The 16,674-nt window shown below is 26.6% G+C and carries 15 protein-coding genes; all 15 read right to left on the reverse strand.

The window, feature by feature from the left end:
• Positions 1–136: 136 nt before the first annotated feature.
• Entirely contained in the window at positions 137–1,426 is a 1,290-nt protein-coding gene (gene dnaB / locus OXH55_RS01905) for a replicative DNA helicase (RefSeq protein ID WP_268047741.1), read from the reverse strand.
• Between the two features lie 12 nt (positions 1,427–1,438).
• Complete coding sequence (locus OXH55_RS01910; protein ID WP_268047742.1) at positions 1,439–2,275, reverse strand: DnaD domain-containing protein; 837 nt, start codon at positions 2,273–2,275, stop codon at positions 1,439–1,441.
• 240 nt (positions 2,276–2,515) lie between these two features.
• Entirely contained in the window at positions 2,516–3,361 is an 846-nt protein-coding gene (locus OXH55_RS01915; protein WP_268047743.1) for an RpnC/YadD family protein, read from the reverse strand.
• A 342-nt stretch (positions 3,362–3,703) separates the two neighbouring features.
• The gene (locus OXH55_RS01920) at positions 3,704–4,198 is read right to left on the reverse strand and encodes a hypothetical protein (RefSeq protein WP_268047745.1); all 495 of its coding nucleotides are present in this window, start codon (positions 4,196–4,198) and stop codon (positions 3,704–3,706) included.
• A 4-nt stretch (positions 4,199–4,202) separates the two neighbouring features.
• Positions 4,203–5,054, reverse strand: coding sequence for a ParA family protein (locus OXH55_RS01925; RefSeq protein WP_268047747.1), 852 nt, complete (start codon positions 5,052–5,054; stop codon positions 4,203–4,205).
• A 246-nt stretch (positions 5,055–5,300) separates the two neighbouring features.
• On the reverse strand, positions 5,301–5,510 hold the full coding sequence (locus OXH55_RS01930) for a hypothetical protein (RefSeq protein ID WP_268047749.1): 210 nt from the start codon (positions 5,508–5,510) through the stop codon (positions 5,301–5,303).
• A gap of 14 nt (positions 5,511–5,524) precedes the next feature.
• The gene (locus tag OXH55_RS01935) at positions 5,525–6,403 is read right to left on the reverse strand and encodes a hypothetical protein (protein ID WP_268047751.1); all 879 of its coding nucleotides are present in this window, start codon (positions 6,401–6,403) and stop codon (positions 5,525–5,527) included.
• Complete coding sequence (locus OXH55_RS01940) at positions 6,396–7,679, reverse strand: hypothetical protein (protein ID WP_268047753.1); 1,284 nt, start codon at positions 7,677–7,679, stop codon at positions 6,396–6,398. The genes OXH55_RS01935 and OXH55_RS01940 overlap by 8 nt, the downstream gene beginning before the upstream one ends.
• A 279-nt stretch (positions 7,680–7,958) precedes the next feature.
• Entirely contained in the window at positions 7,959–8,378 is a 420-nt protein-coding gene (locus OXH55_RS01945) for a hypothetical protein (RefSeq protein ID WP_268047755.1), read from the reverse strand.
• A complete protein-coding gene (locus tag OXH55_RS01950; protein WP_268047756.1) occupies positions 8,371–9,306 on the reverse strand; it encodes a ParA family protein in 936 nt (311 codons plus the stop codon). The genes OXH55_RS01945 and OXH55_RS01950 overlap by 8 nt, the downstream gene beginning before the upstream one ends.
• 185 nt (positions 9,307–9,491) lie before the next feature.
• Positions 9,492–12,641: a DEAD/DEAH box helicase gene (locus OXH55_RS01955; protein WP_268047758.1), complete on the reverse strand. Its 3,150-nt coding sequence runs from the start codon at positions 12,639–12,641 to the stop codon at positions 9,492–9,494.
• Positions 12,642–12,789: 148 nt separating this feature from the next.
• Positions 12,790–13,629 carry an NPCBM/NEW2 domain-containing protein gene (locus tag OXH55_RS01960; protein ID WP_268047760.1) on the reverse strand — a complete coding sequence of 280 codons (840 nt, stop codon included), beginning with the start codon at positions 13,627–13,629 and terminating at the stop codon, positions 12,790–12,792.
• Between the two features lie 59 nt (positions 13,630–13,688).
• Positions 13,689–13,904, reverse strand: a complete 216-nt coding sequence (locus tag OXH55_RS01965; protein WP_268047762.1) for a hypothetical protein — start codon at positions 13,902–13,904, stop codon at positions 13,689–13,691.
• 298 nt (positions 13,905–14,202) lie between these two features.
• Complete coding sequence (locus OXH55_RS01970; protein WP_268047763.1) at positions 14,203–15,000, reverse strand: hypothetical protein; 798 nt, start codon at positions 14,998–15,000, stop codon at positions 14,203–14,205.
• 132 nt (positions 15,001–15,132) lie between these two features.
• Entirely contained in the window at positions 15,133–16,320 is a 1,188-nt protein-coding gene (locus tag OXH55_RS01975) for an HNH endonuclease domain-containing protein (RefSeq protein WP_268047764.1), read from the reverse strand.
• Positions 16,321–16,674 lie beyond the last annotated feature (354 nt).

Consider the following 16,674-nt stretch of genomic DNA (forward strand, 5'->3'; position numbering starts at 1 on the left):
ATAAAACATACATTTTTTAAATAATTTACAATTTTCGCTTTTTTGTTATGTTATTTATGAATAATGCTTGCATAATTGTTTACATCTCCTGGGGAATTTCTCGAAATCTAGTTTCCTACTTGCTAAATTTTCAATTTTACACAATCTTCTGCAGCTCTGCCTTCCACTTCAACTTTACAGTCCCCACCTTACCATTTCTATTTTTTGCTATTATGGTTTCTATAGTATCCTTTTCCTCACTTTCAATATTATAATAGGCATCCCGATACAAAAACATAACCACATCAGCATCCTGCTCCAGACTTCCTGATTCTCTTAAATCTGAAAGCATTGGTCTGTGATTTAAACGTGCCTCTGGTGCTCTTGAAAGCTGTGATAGTGCAATTACTGTAACCTTTAGCTCCTTTGCCATAAGCTTAAGTGTTCTTGAAATCTTAGCTATATCTATAGTTCTGTTTTGTGTTTTTTCCCCGCTATCAATAAGCTGCAGATAGTCAATTATAACCACATCAAGACCTTTCTGTATTTTTAACTTTTTACACTCTCTCTTAATGCCATTTATAGTGAAGACTTTATCGTATAGACTAAACTTTGAATCAGTAATTGCACTTGCTGCTTTCATTATTTCTACCCACTGATCATCATTTAATTTTGATTCCTTTACAAGACTGTATGGAATTTCTGAGTAGTTTGAAAGAGCTCTTTTTAGAATTTGGTCCTTTCCCATTTCCAAATTGAAAAATGCAGTACTAGCACCACTTTTTAAGACTGCATTAAGAGCTAAATTAAGAGCCATAGTTGTTTTTCCCATAGATGGTCTTGCTGCTAAAATAATAAACTCTTCTGAACATAACCCTCCAAGGGCTTTGTCTAAAATCTTATATCCAGTCTTAATACCACTTATTTCTCCACCTTTTATGTATCTTTCCTCCATCCTGTCTATAACCCCTATCATAGCTTCAGTAATATCTCCATCATCACAACTGGATACATTTTTCATATTCAGAAATTTATTTTCAAAATAATCCACAATTTCCTCACTTTTTTTATCCTCATTTTCAATATCATTCTGTGCTTTGTTTATAACTTTTAGCAGTTCTCGATTTGTAGATTTTTCTTTTATAATCTCAGCGTAATACTTTATGTTTCCTGATGGAAGAGCACTACCTAAAAGTTGGCTTAGATAAGTCAGTCCTCCAACTTCTTTTAGCGAAGTACCCAATTTTTCTGCTAAAGCTACCACATCAATCTTTTTACCCTGTTCATAAAGTTTAACCATTGCATGAAAAATAAGCTTATGCCCATCATGGTAAAAATCACTGCTGCTTATTATATCCATAACCTCTAGCAATCCATTATTATCAAAAATAATTTCCCCCATTATACTTGTTTCTGCTTCTTTGTTATATATTTTGTTTATATTCATAATGCCATCCCCCTATTCAACATACATATAGGCTTCAGCATTAGCCATAGATTCATTTTTATCTTTTTTATTTTTACTATTCCAGTCACGCTGATACGCATTTACAGCCTGTGCAGAATAAAGACCGAGATTATACCAATTGTTTAATATTGAATTTATATAGCTCAAGGTTCTTGCATTATGATTTACCGCTTCTTTAATTGCTAAAATTATAGCATCGCACTTAACATCATCTTCCCAGTTCTTTAGCTTCTCATATTCAATGGGAGTAATAGGATGAATATTGTTATTAAAAGTATTTACAACCTCTTTAAAATCAACATTTTCTTCAAATGTTTCTTCTGTTTCTTCAACCTCTTCTTCCTTCTCTATTAGGCTTGTATTTTGCTTAAATATTTCTGAATTTGTATCCTCACTTAAGTTATTTTCAACCTCTTGAATACCTTCAAAAATAATTTCAAGTGGGTAGTTAAGCTCTCTGCATATATCATAAAACTTGAAAACGAACTCAGTATTCTTGATTTCTTTTAATTCTTTATTGATACACAAAATAGTATTTTTACTGTTTATAAAGTTGTATTTAATCCAATTCTTTACCATAATTTCTTTTGTATCTTCACTGTAATATATTTTGCCATAGTCTACAAATCTTTTTATAAGCTTGTCCACAGTTTCTCTGTTATAACCTGTTTCCATCTCTATAATTCTTTTTGGAAGTTCAAAAATGCCACACTGTGTTGTTTTAGAATTGGTCATAAGATAAGCGTAAAAGAATTTTTCCTCTGGAGTTAAATCTAGAACAAAGCCATCCTGCCAAAATTTCACCTGTAATTGTCTATATAAAGCCACACAAATCTCCTCCTTAAAAATCTTACTTAAAGAGTAAATATGCACTTATGCAGAAAAACTACCCCTATTCTTAAAAATTTTTTTCTCTTCTTCTTCTTTTTATTCTTCTTTTCTCTTCTTATTATTCCCCTAGGTGTTTATAAGCCCCTTGGAAGGTGCTGGATATACAATCCCCTCTTAAAAATCAAAAAACTTCTTAAGAACTTTAAATCTAAAATTCTTAAGAAGTTTTTAATTCTCTTAATGTTTTCCTTTTTCCAATTCTCTCTTTATTTTTATAACTTTATCTTCTGAAAGTCCTGAAGTTTCCATAACAAACTTTTCTTCCATACCAGCTTCTAATAATTTTTTTGCAACTTCTATTGCCTTTTTTATTTCACCTTCTTTCATTCCTTCTTCTCTTCCTTCTTCACGTAACTCTGCTCCAACTCTTGTCATCTTCAAAACCTCCTTTAACTTTTTTACATATTCTTTATCTATAAATTTATCTGATATTCCTATCAATGCTCCAATACAAAATAATCTTTTTTCTTCGTCCTTTATTTCTTTTGCTAGCTCAACTGCTTTAACTGCACTTTCATTTTTATCTGTACTATTATTCATAAGTGGTAAAAATATTAGATTTAGCTTATCTAAATCACTTAACTCAAAATTTTGCTCTATTTTTTCTTTTATCTTTAAATATATTTTATCACCATTATACTTCTTCATAAATATGTTTTCTACATAATATTTTATAGCACCAATATCTATTTTATTTTCAGCATTACTTATATCTGATGAATAAATTACTGCTGTCTTTATCTTTTTATTAGATTTCTTATACAGCCTTGCATCATATAATAAAAACCGCTTTAAATTTTCATAACTCTTAGTCGTCTGAAACTCTAGATGCAAATATGTATCATCTTCAAGTAAAAATACAAAATCCATCGCTTCCTCACTTACCTCTAATACTGGCAATTCAGTTGGAATAACTGCTTTAATTTTAGGGGTATCTACACCATAAAAAGTAAGTGCGGTATCTTTAAATGCTTCTGACATATATTTTAATATTATGTCATTATTATGATATGCCACTTCCATATTTCATTCCTCCATAGGTTAAATTTACTTTCATTAGTATTATTAACCTAAAGAAGTATTTTATACGAACTTTTGTTCGTTATATTTCTACAAAAATTAAAACTTCTTAAGAATTTAAGTTCCTAAATTCTTAAGAAATTTTATTGGTAAATATATAAATTCTTTAAATTCTTCATCAGTCATATTGTCATAATATGGAACATAAAATTCATTATCATAAGTGTTAGAATAATTCTTATTATTCTTCTGTTGTTACTTCCTTTTTGATTATTAGTTGTATAACTGAAATAATTAGTCTTTTTTCTTTACAAATTAACTGTCTCTAAAATTTTATTTATAAAATTATTTAAAGCAGCTTCCTATACTCAAAACTTTTTCTACTTCTGAACGTATATATACTGCTAATTGTTCATTTGTATATCCCTTAAGTAATTTGCTATTATAATTGAAATACTTTTTTATTATTTTAATAAGATAATTCCGATCTTTTTCTTTGAGCTCATTTGCCATGCTCTCTCTGTTTAGCTCATCATATAATTTGAATGGATTTAATATCTCCCCATTGCTATTATTTATATTGTCTATTTTTTTCTTTACTGAAATAGTTATTTCATATTTTCGTTCATTATTAATTAAATTCAAAGCTTCCTTTAACAATTTTTCAAGTTCTTTTTCATTATCTTCATTTGATTCATTAATCTTAATATTACCTTCTTTCTTAAGTCTATTATAAACCCTTGTTACTGAAGCTTTATTGTATTTCTTGTTTAGACTTTCTCTACTTTCTCCATTTATTAATGCTTTTTCTATTTCTTTTAAAACACCACTTGATCCCATAACCTTAGCACCTCTCAATTATTTCTTTCACTAGGTTGTCTATTGTGGAAAATTCTTTTTTATATTTCCCTCTTATAGTATTTTCACTTTCAGAATAGTCACAAATATTTGAAATTGTTGATCTATTATAAATAACAGTTTCAAATAACTTAGGAATCTCTCTATTCTTACTTTTTAATTCTAATCCTGCTTTTATACTTGTGTACGGTTTATTATCCCTATACCTATTTATTACAATACCTAGTGGTTTAATTGAATAAGTGTCCTCAATTCTCTTTATCTCTCTTGCCTTTTCATTAATTTTTCTTATAACTTGATTTAAACCATAAGTTGATAATGTATCTGCAATTACAGGAATAATATAATACTGACTCATATATATTCCACACATTGTTATAGCTCCTAAATTTGGTGGACAATCAACTAGTATATAGTCATATTGGTTATCTAATATTTCTAATTGTTCTTTTAAAATTTTAATTAAATTATTGTTATAGTTTAGTCCTGAAACTTTATCATAGATATCTATTAAATCAATACTTGATGGAAGTAAATCTAAATTACTAATTCCATCTCCAATATTACTTACCCCTTTAATTATTGACTTATTAATATCAAAAGCTGTCGTTCCCTCTACCTTATCTAGGAACAATTGATGTATAGTTCTGTTATTTTCATTTGCCTTTTTCCATCTTTCTTGACTAATAAGTAATACAGTTGCATTTGTTTGTGGATCTAGATCTATAACTAAGACCTTTTTATTATGTTCACATGCTAATACCTCTGCTGTCGTTACCAATAAAGTTGTTTTTCCTACACCGCCTTTAAGATTTATAAAACTTATTACTTTTGCCATTTTACTCTCCTAAAAAGATTGATAATACATTAAAATATTATTAATCTTTTTAAATTTATATTCTTAAATTTTGCAAACAAAAAAAGAAGCATGTATTTTTAATTAATAACGCTTCTTTTTAAAACTTTATTTTCCCTTTATTTTTAAATTTTTATTTTCTTAAATTGTTCATAAGCATCAATGTTTTGAATATCAAATTTATTCTTTTTATCATATTATATAATGAAGTATCAATACTGATTGTTTTTATCTCCCTAATTCTTTTTTTATCAACTCTATATTCAACTTAATTAAATTCTTAAAATCTTCTTCCGATAAATCATATGTACTTATACAACCTTTTGAACTTTTTTGTTCGTTTATATCAGAAGAATGGTTAGCTTTATCCCTCAATTCATTATGTTCTTTTTCTGTTATCAAATTCTTTTCTAACAAGCTTGCAAAACCCATTACCATAATTGGGGGACAACTTAATATAGTTTATTATATTCCAAAAGAATATATCTTCCATTTTCTTTTTCTATTAGAGCTTTATAACTCCCAATTTTATCAGCTGAACCTTTATCATTTTTGCTCCATTTACTATAAGGCTTATAATTATAAAAATCAAATATATTACCTACATATACATCTACATAAGCTGTCATGGTTTTATCTCCATTATCAACAAGCTTTATAACTTGTGAAAATGGATATGTTTCTCCATCAGCAGCTGGCGTATAAAAATATCCATTAGAATATTTTATTCCTACATTCTCTTTTCCTACTCTGCTTGGTATTTTATGTTTACTTATATCCAATTTGAAATATTTTTCTATACTCTCAAATACATATTCCTTAGATATCATCGCATTACTATCTTTATATTTAACTCTTTTAGGATTATTAATATAATTATGATAAAATCCAAATTGCATTAATTCACTATCTGAAATTTTTCCTTTTTGAAATGGTTTTAAATATACTTCAGAAAAATTACTGAAAAATATATTAATTTTTTTATGTTCTTCATCTGTAAGAGTAATAATTTTTTCTTTATTTGGGGTACTATTATCTTTTTTATTTTCATTGGTAGATACCTGTTGAGGTTTATTTTCTTTATTCTCCTTTTCTACCTTTACATTCTCCTTATTAGAATTTGTATCCTTTAAACCTTCACTCTGTGAATTATTCTTTAATTCACTCTTTTGTTTGTTAGAAGTTGCTGTGTTTTGTTTTAAATTGCTGCACCCAATAGATGACACACTTATTAGCAAACAAAACATTAAAATACACATTCTATTATTTATTGTTTTCACAGGTTCATCTCCTTTATTATTTTCTACTAATATTCTAAAAACTTTATCCATTAATCCAGCAATTTATAAAATTCCAATCTTTTACAGAACCATCTTCATTTAATATTCCTAAATAAGTTCCATCCCCTTTTCCTACTTGCCAAATAGCCTGTATACTATTATGCTTTTCAGTTATACCAGCATTTCTAATATATTTAAAGAAATTCTCTTTACCTATACCATAATTTTCACTCACATATGCAACAAGATATATATCAGTAATATTTGCTCCAAATACATGGATAGGATTAGAAATAATATGATTTCTAATTATTTGTTTCCATTTATCTCTTTCACTATTTAATATTTTAAACTTTATTTCTTTAATATTATATCCCTTATAACTTCTTAGTTCCCATTGTTTAAACTTTGCTTCATCTCCATGAACTTCAACTAATTTTTCAAGTAAATTTTTCAAATTACATACAGTAGGAATTACTTTTGAATGAATACTTTTACCCTTTAAGTTATCTGGCAATGTAAATCTTTCTAATTCATTAGGTTTTATATCAATAGTTGTATTTTTATTTATTTTAAATTTTTCTTCTATGTCTAACGCTTCATTATATTTCTCTCTAATATCTTTAAAAAAGTTTACTGTTTTACCATCCTCAAATACTATATCTAGCCAATATCCTACTTGCCAAAAATACATATCTAGTAACTTCATAATTGGATACTCTAATCCATCACATCTAGTTTTTTCTTGGAATCTATCAAAATCTTCTTTAAACACATTATAAAATTTAACTAACTTATAAAAAGAATTTTTATTAAATGTACATTGCTCAATCCCATGGAATTTTAATCCTTTTACAAAATACTGATCATATGCAGGTGAACATCCATAAGTTCCAAGAAGTATTTTTGTAACTAAAGTATCTGTTATATTTATTTTTTTCAAAACTCCGTTAACTATATTTATATTATCTTCATATGCTGAAACTATTTCTTTTTTTAAACTAAATAGTAATTCAACATACTCATTTAAACTATACTTATCTTCTATATTCCAGTTCCACAATTTGCTATATTTTTCTTTTAATAAAATATCTAATGCATATCTATGTACTTTATAGTCTTTTTGAAGCAAAAAAGATGAGCCTCTATACATCCCCCATGATGCTAAATAGAAAGCAAGATTCAACATTGCATGATCTTTTTGTTCTTCTGAAATAATAGTTCTATGGGTTCTAAAAAATTTATAGCAATGCTCCCATGATTTATAGCGATGATGTTTTTCTTTATGTAAAGCTGAATAATATTGATTTAGAATTTCGTAAATCATTTAAACTCTCCCCCCAATTTTTGACTACCCTATTAATAATCAATTATTCAATTATAATTTTACAATTAATTTATTTTAAAAACCAGTAAATATATCCAAATAAACATGATATGCTCAAAATTTTAAATAAAAACCAACAAAACTTCCCAAGAACTTAAATTCCTAAATTCTTAAGAAGTTTTATTGCTAAATATATAAATTCTTTAAATCTCTCTTTGCTTATATTTACAATATACTAATACAATCTAGGTATTTAGCTGATATCAAGAATATGTGTTGCTATAACTTATGCTTTATTTTTAATTCAGTTTCTTCTATAGCTTTTTTTCGTAGTCTAACGCCTACAGCAAATTCAATTATCTTTTGTATCATTTCACTTTTGGTATCTTTTTTTAATAGATGAATACCCAGCTGTTCTGCAATTTTAATTAAATCACACTTTTTCAACTTCAATTTATTAAGTAATTGATCTGCTTCTTCTCTAGAATTAAGCCCTAATAACTTATTTGAAACTTCTTTCATTTTTTCATTATTTTCAGTAGCTTCTATTGATATTTTATTATTCTTATTTTTAATCTCTTTATATACTAATTTACCTTTTCCCTTTAAAATATTTCTATATTGATCATCAGTTAAGTGTTCCATAATATTAGATATAAATTTTAAACACTCCGCTGTATTCATTCTAAAATTACTCATGTTTTTTGTCCCTTCCTGATATCTTATTTAAAATTTCCAAAGTAACTTTATTCAATTCTAAATTCACCATATTAGCAGTTTTATTATTTGCTTTCTTTAATACAACTGGTATTCCAAATTCGCCTGCATCACTATAAATACTTTTATTGTCTCTTAATTTAACCTGAAAAACAGGTATATCCAATAGCTTCATTTTAGAAATATATTGCTGTTGAGATATTATAGGTTTATCATTTTTTATTCCCACCATAGTCGATACTACTCCAAGCATTTTAGGATTAATCTTAGAGTATTCTACATTTTCATCTTGAATACTATAGTTATTATAATCATTAACCAGTTCTTTAACATGTTTGTCTATTTGGTCAATTCCCAATGTGGATAAATAGTCAGGTTTTGCAGGAACAATATAAAAATCACTAGCTACCAATCCACTTTTAGTTACAATATTAAAATTAGGTGGACAGTCAATTATTACAAAATCATATTCTTTATGTATGCCAGCTATTCCCTGTGCTAATAAAGAATATACTTTTAAATAATTATTTCTCTGCTGTCTAGGTGATGCTCCTCCAAGCATTACTGCTAACTCTAAATCTATATTTATTAATCCTAAATGAGAACATATAATATCTAATTTCCCATCTACTTTTTTATTAACTTTTTCAGGAGTTATTATAAAGTCCGAAAGATTTCTAAGTTCTCTTCTATCAGTAAAAGACTCATACCATGATTTTATTGTTTTTTCCTCCTGATATTTTTCTTTCCAATTGTCTACTGATATAAAGGAAAAAGTTAAACTAGCTTGTGGATCTAAATCAATTAATAATACACGCTTACCTTCACTAGCTAATTTTGCTCCAATATTTGCAGTTAAAGTGGTTTTGCCAACTCCACCTTTATAATTTATAATAGAAACTATTTTCATTAATTGCCTCCAATTTTTATAGATATATCATTTAATACATATTATCTGTAATCACAAAATATTCTTATTTGATTCCTGATGAAGAGTTCAATTAATATAAAATAGCCATGACTGCTATTTAACTTTGCAATCATGGCAAATAATGATCGAAGGCTATGATCCTAGGGGTAGTGGCTAATTAACCATTATCCCACAACCAACTTATTAGCCTTGCTTGATAAAAAGGCTGGCATAGGATGATCTAATTTCCAAACCATACTCATAGGTCTATCCCCTTGATGTCTTACATAACTTGCTGTACCTAAATAATAATAGTTTGCAGTAAGTCCATCTTCCTTTTTATATTCTCTAACAAATATTATAACCTTGTTACCTGTTTTTTTATGGTTAATGTATCTCTGTCCTGTTGCTGAATTTTCAGAAGTTGTACTTTGACTCTGCCAGTGGAATAACTCTTCATTTATAGCATAATCCTCATACATAGTAGAAGGTGAATAATCCTTTTCTGATTTCTTTAAGGTTACAAAAAATATATCTAGTTTTTCACTTTTTAAATATAGTACCCCTTCCCTTTGAGATGGCTTTTTATCCTCACAGTAATATCCAACAGCACTTAATATCTGATCTCTAGAATATTTACAATGCAAATGAAGTGGACATGTAAATCCTAAATCTATACTTTTATCTATAAAATTTATTTTTTCTTTGTTATACTCTATAACTTCTTTTATTTCTTCAAACAATTCTTTATTTTCATATAAAGTTAGTAAGCTCTCTCTAACACTTTCAAATTGCATATCTTTAGGTGACTTTTGCCAAAATATATAATGCAGCATACATAGCATTTTTGTTTCCTCTTCACTTAAGTCTTTATTATAAAACTCATCTATATTATTCATAGTATGTAAATAAAATTCTATTAATCTTCTTGAATCTATACTCTGCAATCTTTGCATACCTTTAGTAATTTCTTTTTCATTTTCATTATAAAAATCTTCTCTTACTCGAGCTTCCACACACAATCTTGCAAAGCTATATTTAGTTTTGTATATATCATTCAAGCTCATATTATAATAATTGATAAAGTTAATAAGATTAAGTTCTTTTCCTGTATCTTGTGTAAAGCTTTTAATTCTTGCAATTATATTTCTTTTGTTATTAACTACATTCTTTATATTATCTAATATATATTCCTTTGCAACTTTTTCTAATTGTAAGAAACATCCTTTTGGCATATTGGGAAATCCATTTTCTACTTCCTTTGCTACTGCATTGTGAGTTTTGCCTATTAATGCTCGAAGCTTATTTTCATAATTATATTTTTTATGTGCTTGACCTATAAAATCTAAAACTGTCAAACACTCTTTTCCCTCACTTAATCTTAATCCTCTACCTAATTGTTGAAGGAAAATTGTTACGCTCTCTGTTGGTCTTAAAAATAAAATAGTATTTATTTCTGGAATATCCACACCTTCATTGTATATATCAACAACAAAAATAAATTTAATTTCTCCCTTTATCAATCTTTGTTTAGCACTATTTCTAACTTCATCTTTAGAACTTCCATCTAATGAAATAGAAGGTATACCAATCTTAGTAAAAAAGCTAGCCATATATTCTGCATGCTTTACACCAACACAAAAACCTACACCAATAACTTCCTCAATGTTATTAACATATCTCTTTAAAGCATCTGCAATCAGTTCTGCTCTTTGATCATTTTTTGTATATACATTTTCAAGCTGAGATACTTCATATCCTCCCCTGCTCCATTTTAAATGTGACAAATCAACATTATCTGAAACACCGAAATACTGAAACGGTGACAGTAATTTACGATTTATAGCTTCACTTAATCTTATTTCAGCAGCTGTTCTTCCATCAAAATATTTTAAAACATCTTTACAATCCATTCTCTCTGGAGTTGCTGTAAGTCCTAACAATATTTTAGGTTTATAATACTCTAAAAGCTTTTGATAAGTTGGTGCTGCTGCATGGTGAAATTCATCAATTATAATGTAATCATAATAATCATCACTAGTGAACTCATACAAATTTTTAGAATTAAAGGTTTGAATAGATACAAAGAGATACTCTATATTATTAGGTTTATGTTTTCCTACCCAAAGCTCACCAAAATTTTGATTCCTTAAAATACTTCTAAAACAATCAAGACTTTGTTTTAAAATTTCTTCCCTATGAGCAACAAATAAAAGTCTATTTTTTCCTTTTGGATTTTCTTTGCAAAATCTTTTATAATCAAAAGCTGATATTACTGTTTTACCAGTACCAGTAGCAGCTACAACCAAGTTTTTATATTTATTATGTATCTCTCTTTCAGCTTTTAACTTTTCTAATATTTCCTTTTGATATGAATAAGGCTGTATATCAAAATTAAAAGTAACTTTATCCTCGCTGTCCCTATATTTCTCTCTACGTAATGCTTCTTTAAGTCTCTCTGCATTTCCTAAGTAAAAAGTCTTAAATTCACCATCATTCCAATAAGAATCAAAGGTTCCTTCATATTTATTTATAATATCAAGTGAATCCTTTTCTGTTACCTTAACATTCCACTCAAGACCACTAGATAGAGCCGCATTTGAAAGATTAGAAGAACCAATATAAGCAGTAGAAAACCCTGTTTCTCTATGAAATAGATAAGCCTTTGCATGAAGTCTGGTTCTTTTGGTATCATAAGAAACCTTAATTTCTGTATTAGGAAGCTTTGAAAGCTCCTCAATAGCCTTATAATCTGTAGCTCCCATATAAGATGTAGTTATAATCCTAAGTTTATTTTCTCTTGTAAATTGTTTTAGTTCTTCAATAATTAATCTAAGTCCACTCCATTTAATGAAGGAAACAAGCATATCTATTCTATCTGCAGTTAAAATCTCTTTTTTAAGTTCACTTATCAAGCTAGGCTCTAACATAGAACCTGTAAACAAGGAACTCTTAGAAAGAGATGTTGTAGGTCGTATAATTAAATCCTTCTTAACATTTCTATTTGAATTCATTCTTTCTAATACTTCAAGTAGAATCTCTGATTCTTCATTTATTGTATAATCACTTAGACTCTCCTCGCCTGTTTCTTCTCTAAGTAAATCTATTAACTTGTTACAAATCCCTACCTGATTTAAAACTTTATTACCACTGCTTTTTTTGACATATGATAAAGCTTTTCTAGTAACTTCTTCTAAGTATGCCGCAAGAATTTTACTACTCTCAGCTTGATCTATATTCTCTTTGTTTATTATTTTTGTATCTTTTGAAGCTGTAATTTTATCATCTATTAACTTATTTATGATTTGCTCATATATACCGTTTTTTAAAGTCATGGTAAACTTTCTCCTTTATGTTTCATGTCTCTGATATCACATTACCATAATTTAGTTTAAATTAATATATAAAACTTTGATGTAAAAAACTAAAACTTCCTAAGAACTTAAATTTCTAAGTTCTTAGGAAGTTTTGTTATTAAATATATTAATTAGTATAAAATTTTATATTTATAAAATCGTATCTATCACTAACAAGCTGACTGCTGTTTAATTTACTCACTTTAATTAACAATTTTTCATATCCTTCTAAATTTACGTCAACATTTATTAGTTTTTCACCTTTTTTCATTGTTTTATCAAAAATGGAATATCCATCAGCTATGAGCTCTAATCTAAATTCACATTTATTTGAACAACTTGAATCATCTATTCCAAAAATACCAGTTAATCTTTTATATTTTTTATCTAAATCTATATAATGTTTATTGCTATACAAATCCTTATAAAAATCCTGAGAATATAGATTCTTATTATAAAATATAGAACCTAATATATTATTAGTGTATTTATCTAAATAGTTTTTTCCACATACACTTAAAAATTTTTTATCATCTACCAACCAATAATGATTTTTTTCATCTTTATATGTAGAATCCACTTCATCTATTTTCAATCCCTTATCAGCCTTAGTGGTGAAGTTCATTTTATATTTATTACCATTATTCAAAAATATCTTCATACAATATTTTGAGTTATTATCATAATTTACTACAGGTATAATTTTAACTTTATTATTAGCTCCTTTTAATATTTCAATTTTAACAGGAAAATAAACATTATCCTTTTGCACTACTATACCATCTAATTTGCTATTTTTTATTTCTTTATTTAAGTCAATAATCCAGTCTTTATTTGTTTCTATATTATATTTTTCTGGTAATACTTTAAAAGTATTACCTTGCGCTAATGCTTTATTTAAAGGTAGCATGACTAATACTAAAGCAAAAACAAAAAAAATATAACAACTTCTTTTTAGTAACCTCATATACATCCCCCTTTTGTGTATTGTATAATTTAGTATTCATTACTACTTTTATGACTTATTTAAAAACTCTGTTCCAACCCCATTTGTCTGATTCTATCAAGCCACTCATATATCATGGCTTGATTATATAATGATTTAGCTCTTTCAAGTGCTATTGCCATTAATACATACTCATTTTCAAGGTATGTATCAAATACACCTTGATCATCTGTATTTATAGAAACAAATAATTCAGGACATTCATTAATTTTTTCTGCTTCTGAAACTAATCCCATATTATAAAAACTAATGGCAGGATGCTTATTGTATCTTTTAAATGTTCCTATTAAATAATTTGAATATGGAAATGTAAATATACCATTTCACACATATATTTTAGCATAAATTCACATAAAATTATTTGTTTTTACATAAATCACTTATATTACAAAATTTTAATCAAAAATGTTATGAATAAAAAAACCTTCCTAACAATTTTTCTTTTAAAATTCTTGGGAAGGTTACTTATTAATATTAAATATTTTTTGTATTAATTAAATCTTATCTATTATATTAATCAAATAAAAATTAATTTTATTTAATAAAGCTTACTATAGCTATAACTAAAGAAATAATACCAATAATAAACATAATTAAATTATATTGCTCTTTTATTTTTTGTTTAAATCTATATTTTATTCCTTCTTTACTATTATTTTTTATCATAAATGTTGGTGTAAATACTGTTTTTATAATCTCACCTAAAAAACTAAATATAATTAAAAAGAAACAATAGGCCATGTAATCTGATATTTGCCACTTACTAAAGTAATCAATACTCAAATATATTTTATGAATAATATTATTACTTTCATTTATTTTGAGTTTATTATTACCATTAATATAAATTAAAATAAAACTAAATACCAAATACAAAATATATTGTATTTTATTACTTACAAAAATACTTAGTTTATTTGTTTTAGGCAAGTATTTATCAAAAACTAATTGTTCCTTACTTAATATCCACGATTCTTGATCAGAATAAATTTTCAAATATGATTTTTCTCTTAGAGTTTCATATGTCTCAAATTTAAATTCAACTGCCTTTCTACATTTTACATTCTTATAATCAATTATTATAATATGTAAAGAATAAATGTTATTATATTTTTTTATGTATTTTTTTAAAGAATCAAAAGTAAATAAATTTATAGTTCCAAATTCATTTTTTAAAATTATCTTCATTTCACTCTTTTCTATATCTCCGACTAATTGCACTAAATTATTTATAAAATCAAGAAAATCTTCTTTTCCTGAAAACACATGTTTTTTTAAATTAACACTTTTCATAAATCTTATATTTTTAATATTATCAAACTTTTCATTCATATTTTCTAACCTTTCTTATTTTCTATAATTGTACTTGTCCATTTTATATTACTTAACTTCTTTTTTAATTTAAAATCCGTTGTTTTTCTTAAATAATACTTGTCAATCTCCCCCCTATTCCTATAATACTCTCTACCCCCAAATATCCCTCACCTCATACCCCTGGTTATATGCAATCTGATACAAAGGATATATGGAATTTCTTAATGATTTATAAAATACTTCTCTATTTATACTTTCACTTTTATTTATTAAAGAAGATATATTTAAAGTTTTACAAGTATTTAGGTATTCTTGTAATATCTTATCTTTCCTTAAACATATTAATGCATTAAAAGCTATGTACTGCATATCACAGAAATCATTAAAGTATTTATCTATAGGAACTAGGTTGTTACTTTTCGTACTGTTTATATTTTTGAATGTAGGTACAAGATTCCACATTTCATCATGTAGCACAAAGCTCCATGGAATAAAGTGATCTATACTCATTACTCCGTACTTATCAAAGTTTTCAGTGTTAAATTTTTGCTTTGTATATATATCTTTCATTTCTATATTTTCTTTTATTATATATTCCCAAAGTTTTTTTGCATTACCTAAATTCCTTGTATATGGAGGTTCTATCTTTAATGGTATTGCCGGTACATTAGGATTTTTCTTTTGAAGAAAATATATTAACTTATAGTTTATCCATCCTTTAATTATTGCTTGATTGTTCACTATGTAGTTAAACCATTCATCATTTATTATTACTTTACGTTCTCCATTATCATTTACTATTTTATACAACACATCTTCTCTCTCATTAGACAAAATCTCTATAAGCCTATTCTTTGTTGAATCTTTTAAGCCATGTAATTCATTTTTAAAAAATGGAGCTATTAATCTATAAGGAACCATACTGTAGAATTTTTTTATCTTTTTATTCAGTTCCTTATCATCATCATTTTCTAATCTCTCTATTATTTCTTTTTCCTTTACAGTGCTGTCAAAACCATATTTTGAGCTAGCATATAAAACAACATCATTAAGGTTATCAAAAAATCCAAAGCTTAAATGATATTGAAGAAGTGGATACCATGCATTTGCTATCATTCTACATACTATTCTTTTAAAAGTTATTTCTTTATTTCCTTCTAATATTTCTTTATATATTCCAAGAAACCAATATAGCTTATAACTAGCTACTAAATTTTCATAACTAAGAAGCTGTTCTAATCTTCTTACTTCTACCCTTTCACTACTTGGAAGTCCTGTAACTATATCTTTATGTACTAACTCTGAAGTTATAATAGTCTTGCCATCTATTGTACCCAATCTTTTACTCCCCTTAAAACTTTTTATTTTCATATGTTTTATCCATAATTTTCACATATTGTATGCAAATATATTTTAGCATAAAGTGAAACTTAATTCAGATGGAATTTTTACTCCATCTGAATTTTAGTTTAACCAATCCAGGGACTTTACAATTCTTATACATATCATAAAAACTCTAACTGATTAAAGTCAAAGAATTCTATTATCTCCCCCTTGTAGAAGAGGGAGTATTAGAATTGTTAGTCATCGGATAAAATTACAAATAATGATTGTTTTTTACATAATTTAAGAACCTAAGAATTTGAGAATTTCACCATAAAACTTCTTAAATTCTTTGACATTTTTCTTCAT

The organism is Clostridium ganghwense, from assembly GCF_026735165.1.
In the GTDB taxonomy this organism is placed as follows: Bacteria; Bacillota; Clostridia; order Clostridiales; family Clostridiaceae; genus Clostridium_H; species Clostridium_H ganghwense.

What these genes read in the sequence shown, in the direction of transcription:
- dnaB (WP_268047741.1), bottom strand. Translation starts at nt 1,426, where the DNA reads ATGAATATAAACAAAATATATAACAAAGAAGCAGAAACAAGTATAATG.
- OXH55_RS01915 (WP_268047743.1), bottom strand. Translation starts at nt 3,361, where the DNA reads ATGGAAGTGGCATATCATAATAATGACATAATATTAAAATATATGTCA.
- OXH55_RS01920 (WP_268047745.1), bottom strand. Translation starts at nt 4,198, where the DNA reads ATGGGATCAAGTGGTGTTTTAAAAGAAATAGAAAAAGCATTAATAAAT.
- OXH55_RS01925 (WP_268047747.1), bottom strand. Translation starts at nt 5,054, where the DNA reads ATGGCAAAAGTAATAAGTTTTATAAATCTTAAAGGCGGTGTAGGAAAA.
- OXH55_RS01930 (WP_268047749.1), bottom strand. Translation starts at nt 5,510, where the DNA reads ATGGTAATGGGTTTTGCAAGCTTGTTAGAAAAGAATTTGATAACAGAA.
- OXH55_RS01935 (WP_268047751.1), bottom strand. Translation starts at nt 6,403, where the DNA reads ATGGATAAAGTTTTTAGAATATTAGTAGAAAATAATAAAGGAGATGAA.
- OXH55_RS01940 (WP_268047753.1), bottom strand. Translation starts at nt 7,679, where the DNA reads ATGATTTACGAAATTCTAAATCAATATTATTCAGCTTTACATAAAGAA.
- OXH55_RS01945 (WP_268047755.1), bottom strand. Translation starts at nt 8,378, where the DNA reads ATGAGTAATTTTAGAATGAATACAGCGGAGTGTTTAAAATTTATATCT.
- OXH55_RS01950 (WP_268047756.1), bottom strand. Translation starts at nt 9,306, where the DNA reads ATGAAAATAGTTTCTATTATAAATTATAAAGGTGGAGTTGGCAAAACC.
- OXH55_RS01955 (WP_268047758.1), bottom strand. Translation starts at nt 12,641, where the DNA reads ATGACTTTAAAAAACGGTATATATGAGCAAATCATAAATAAGTTAATA.
- OXH55_RS01960 (WP_268047760.1), bottom strand. Translation starts at nt 13,629, where the DNA reads ATGAGGTTACTAAAAAGAAGTTGTTATATTTTTTTTGTTTTTGCTTTA.
- OXH55_RS01965 (WP_268047762.1), bottom strand. Translation starts at nt 13,904, where the DNA reads ATGGGATTAGTTTCAGAAGCAGAAAAAATTAATGAATGTCCTGAATTA.
- OXH55_RS01970 (WP_268047763.1), bottom strand. Translation starts at nt 15,000, where the DNA reads ATGAATGAAAAGTTTGATAATATTAAAAATATAAGATTTATGAAAAGT.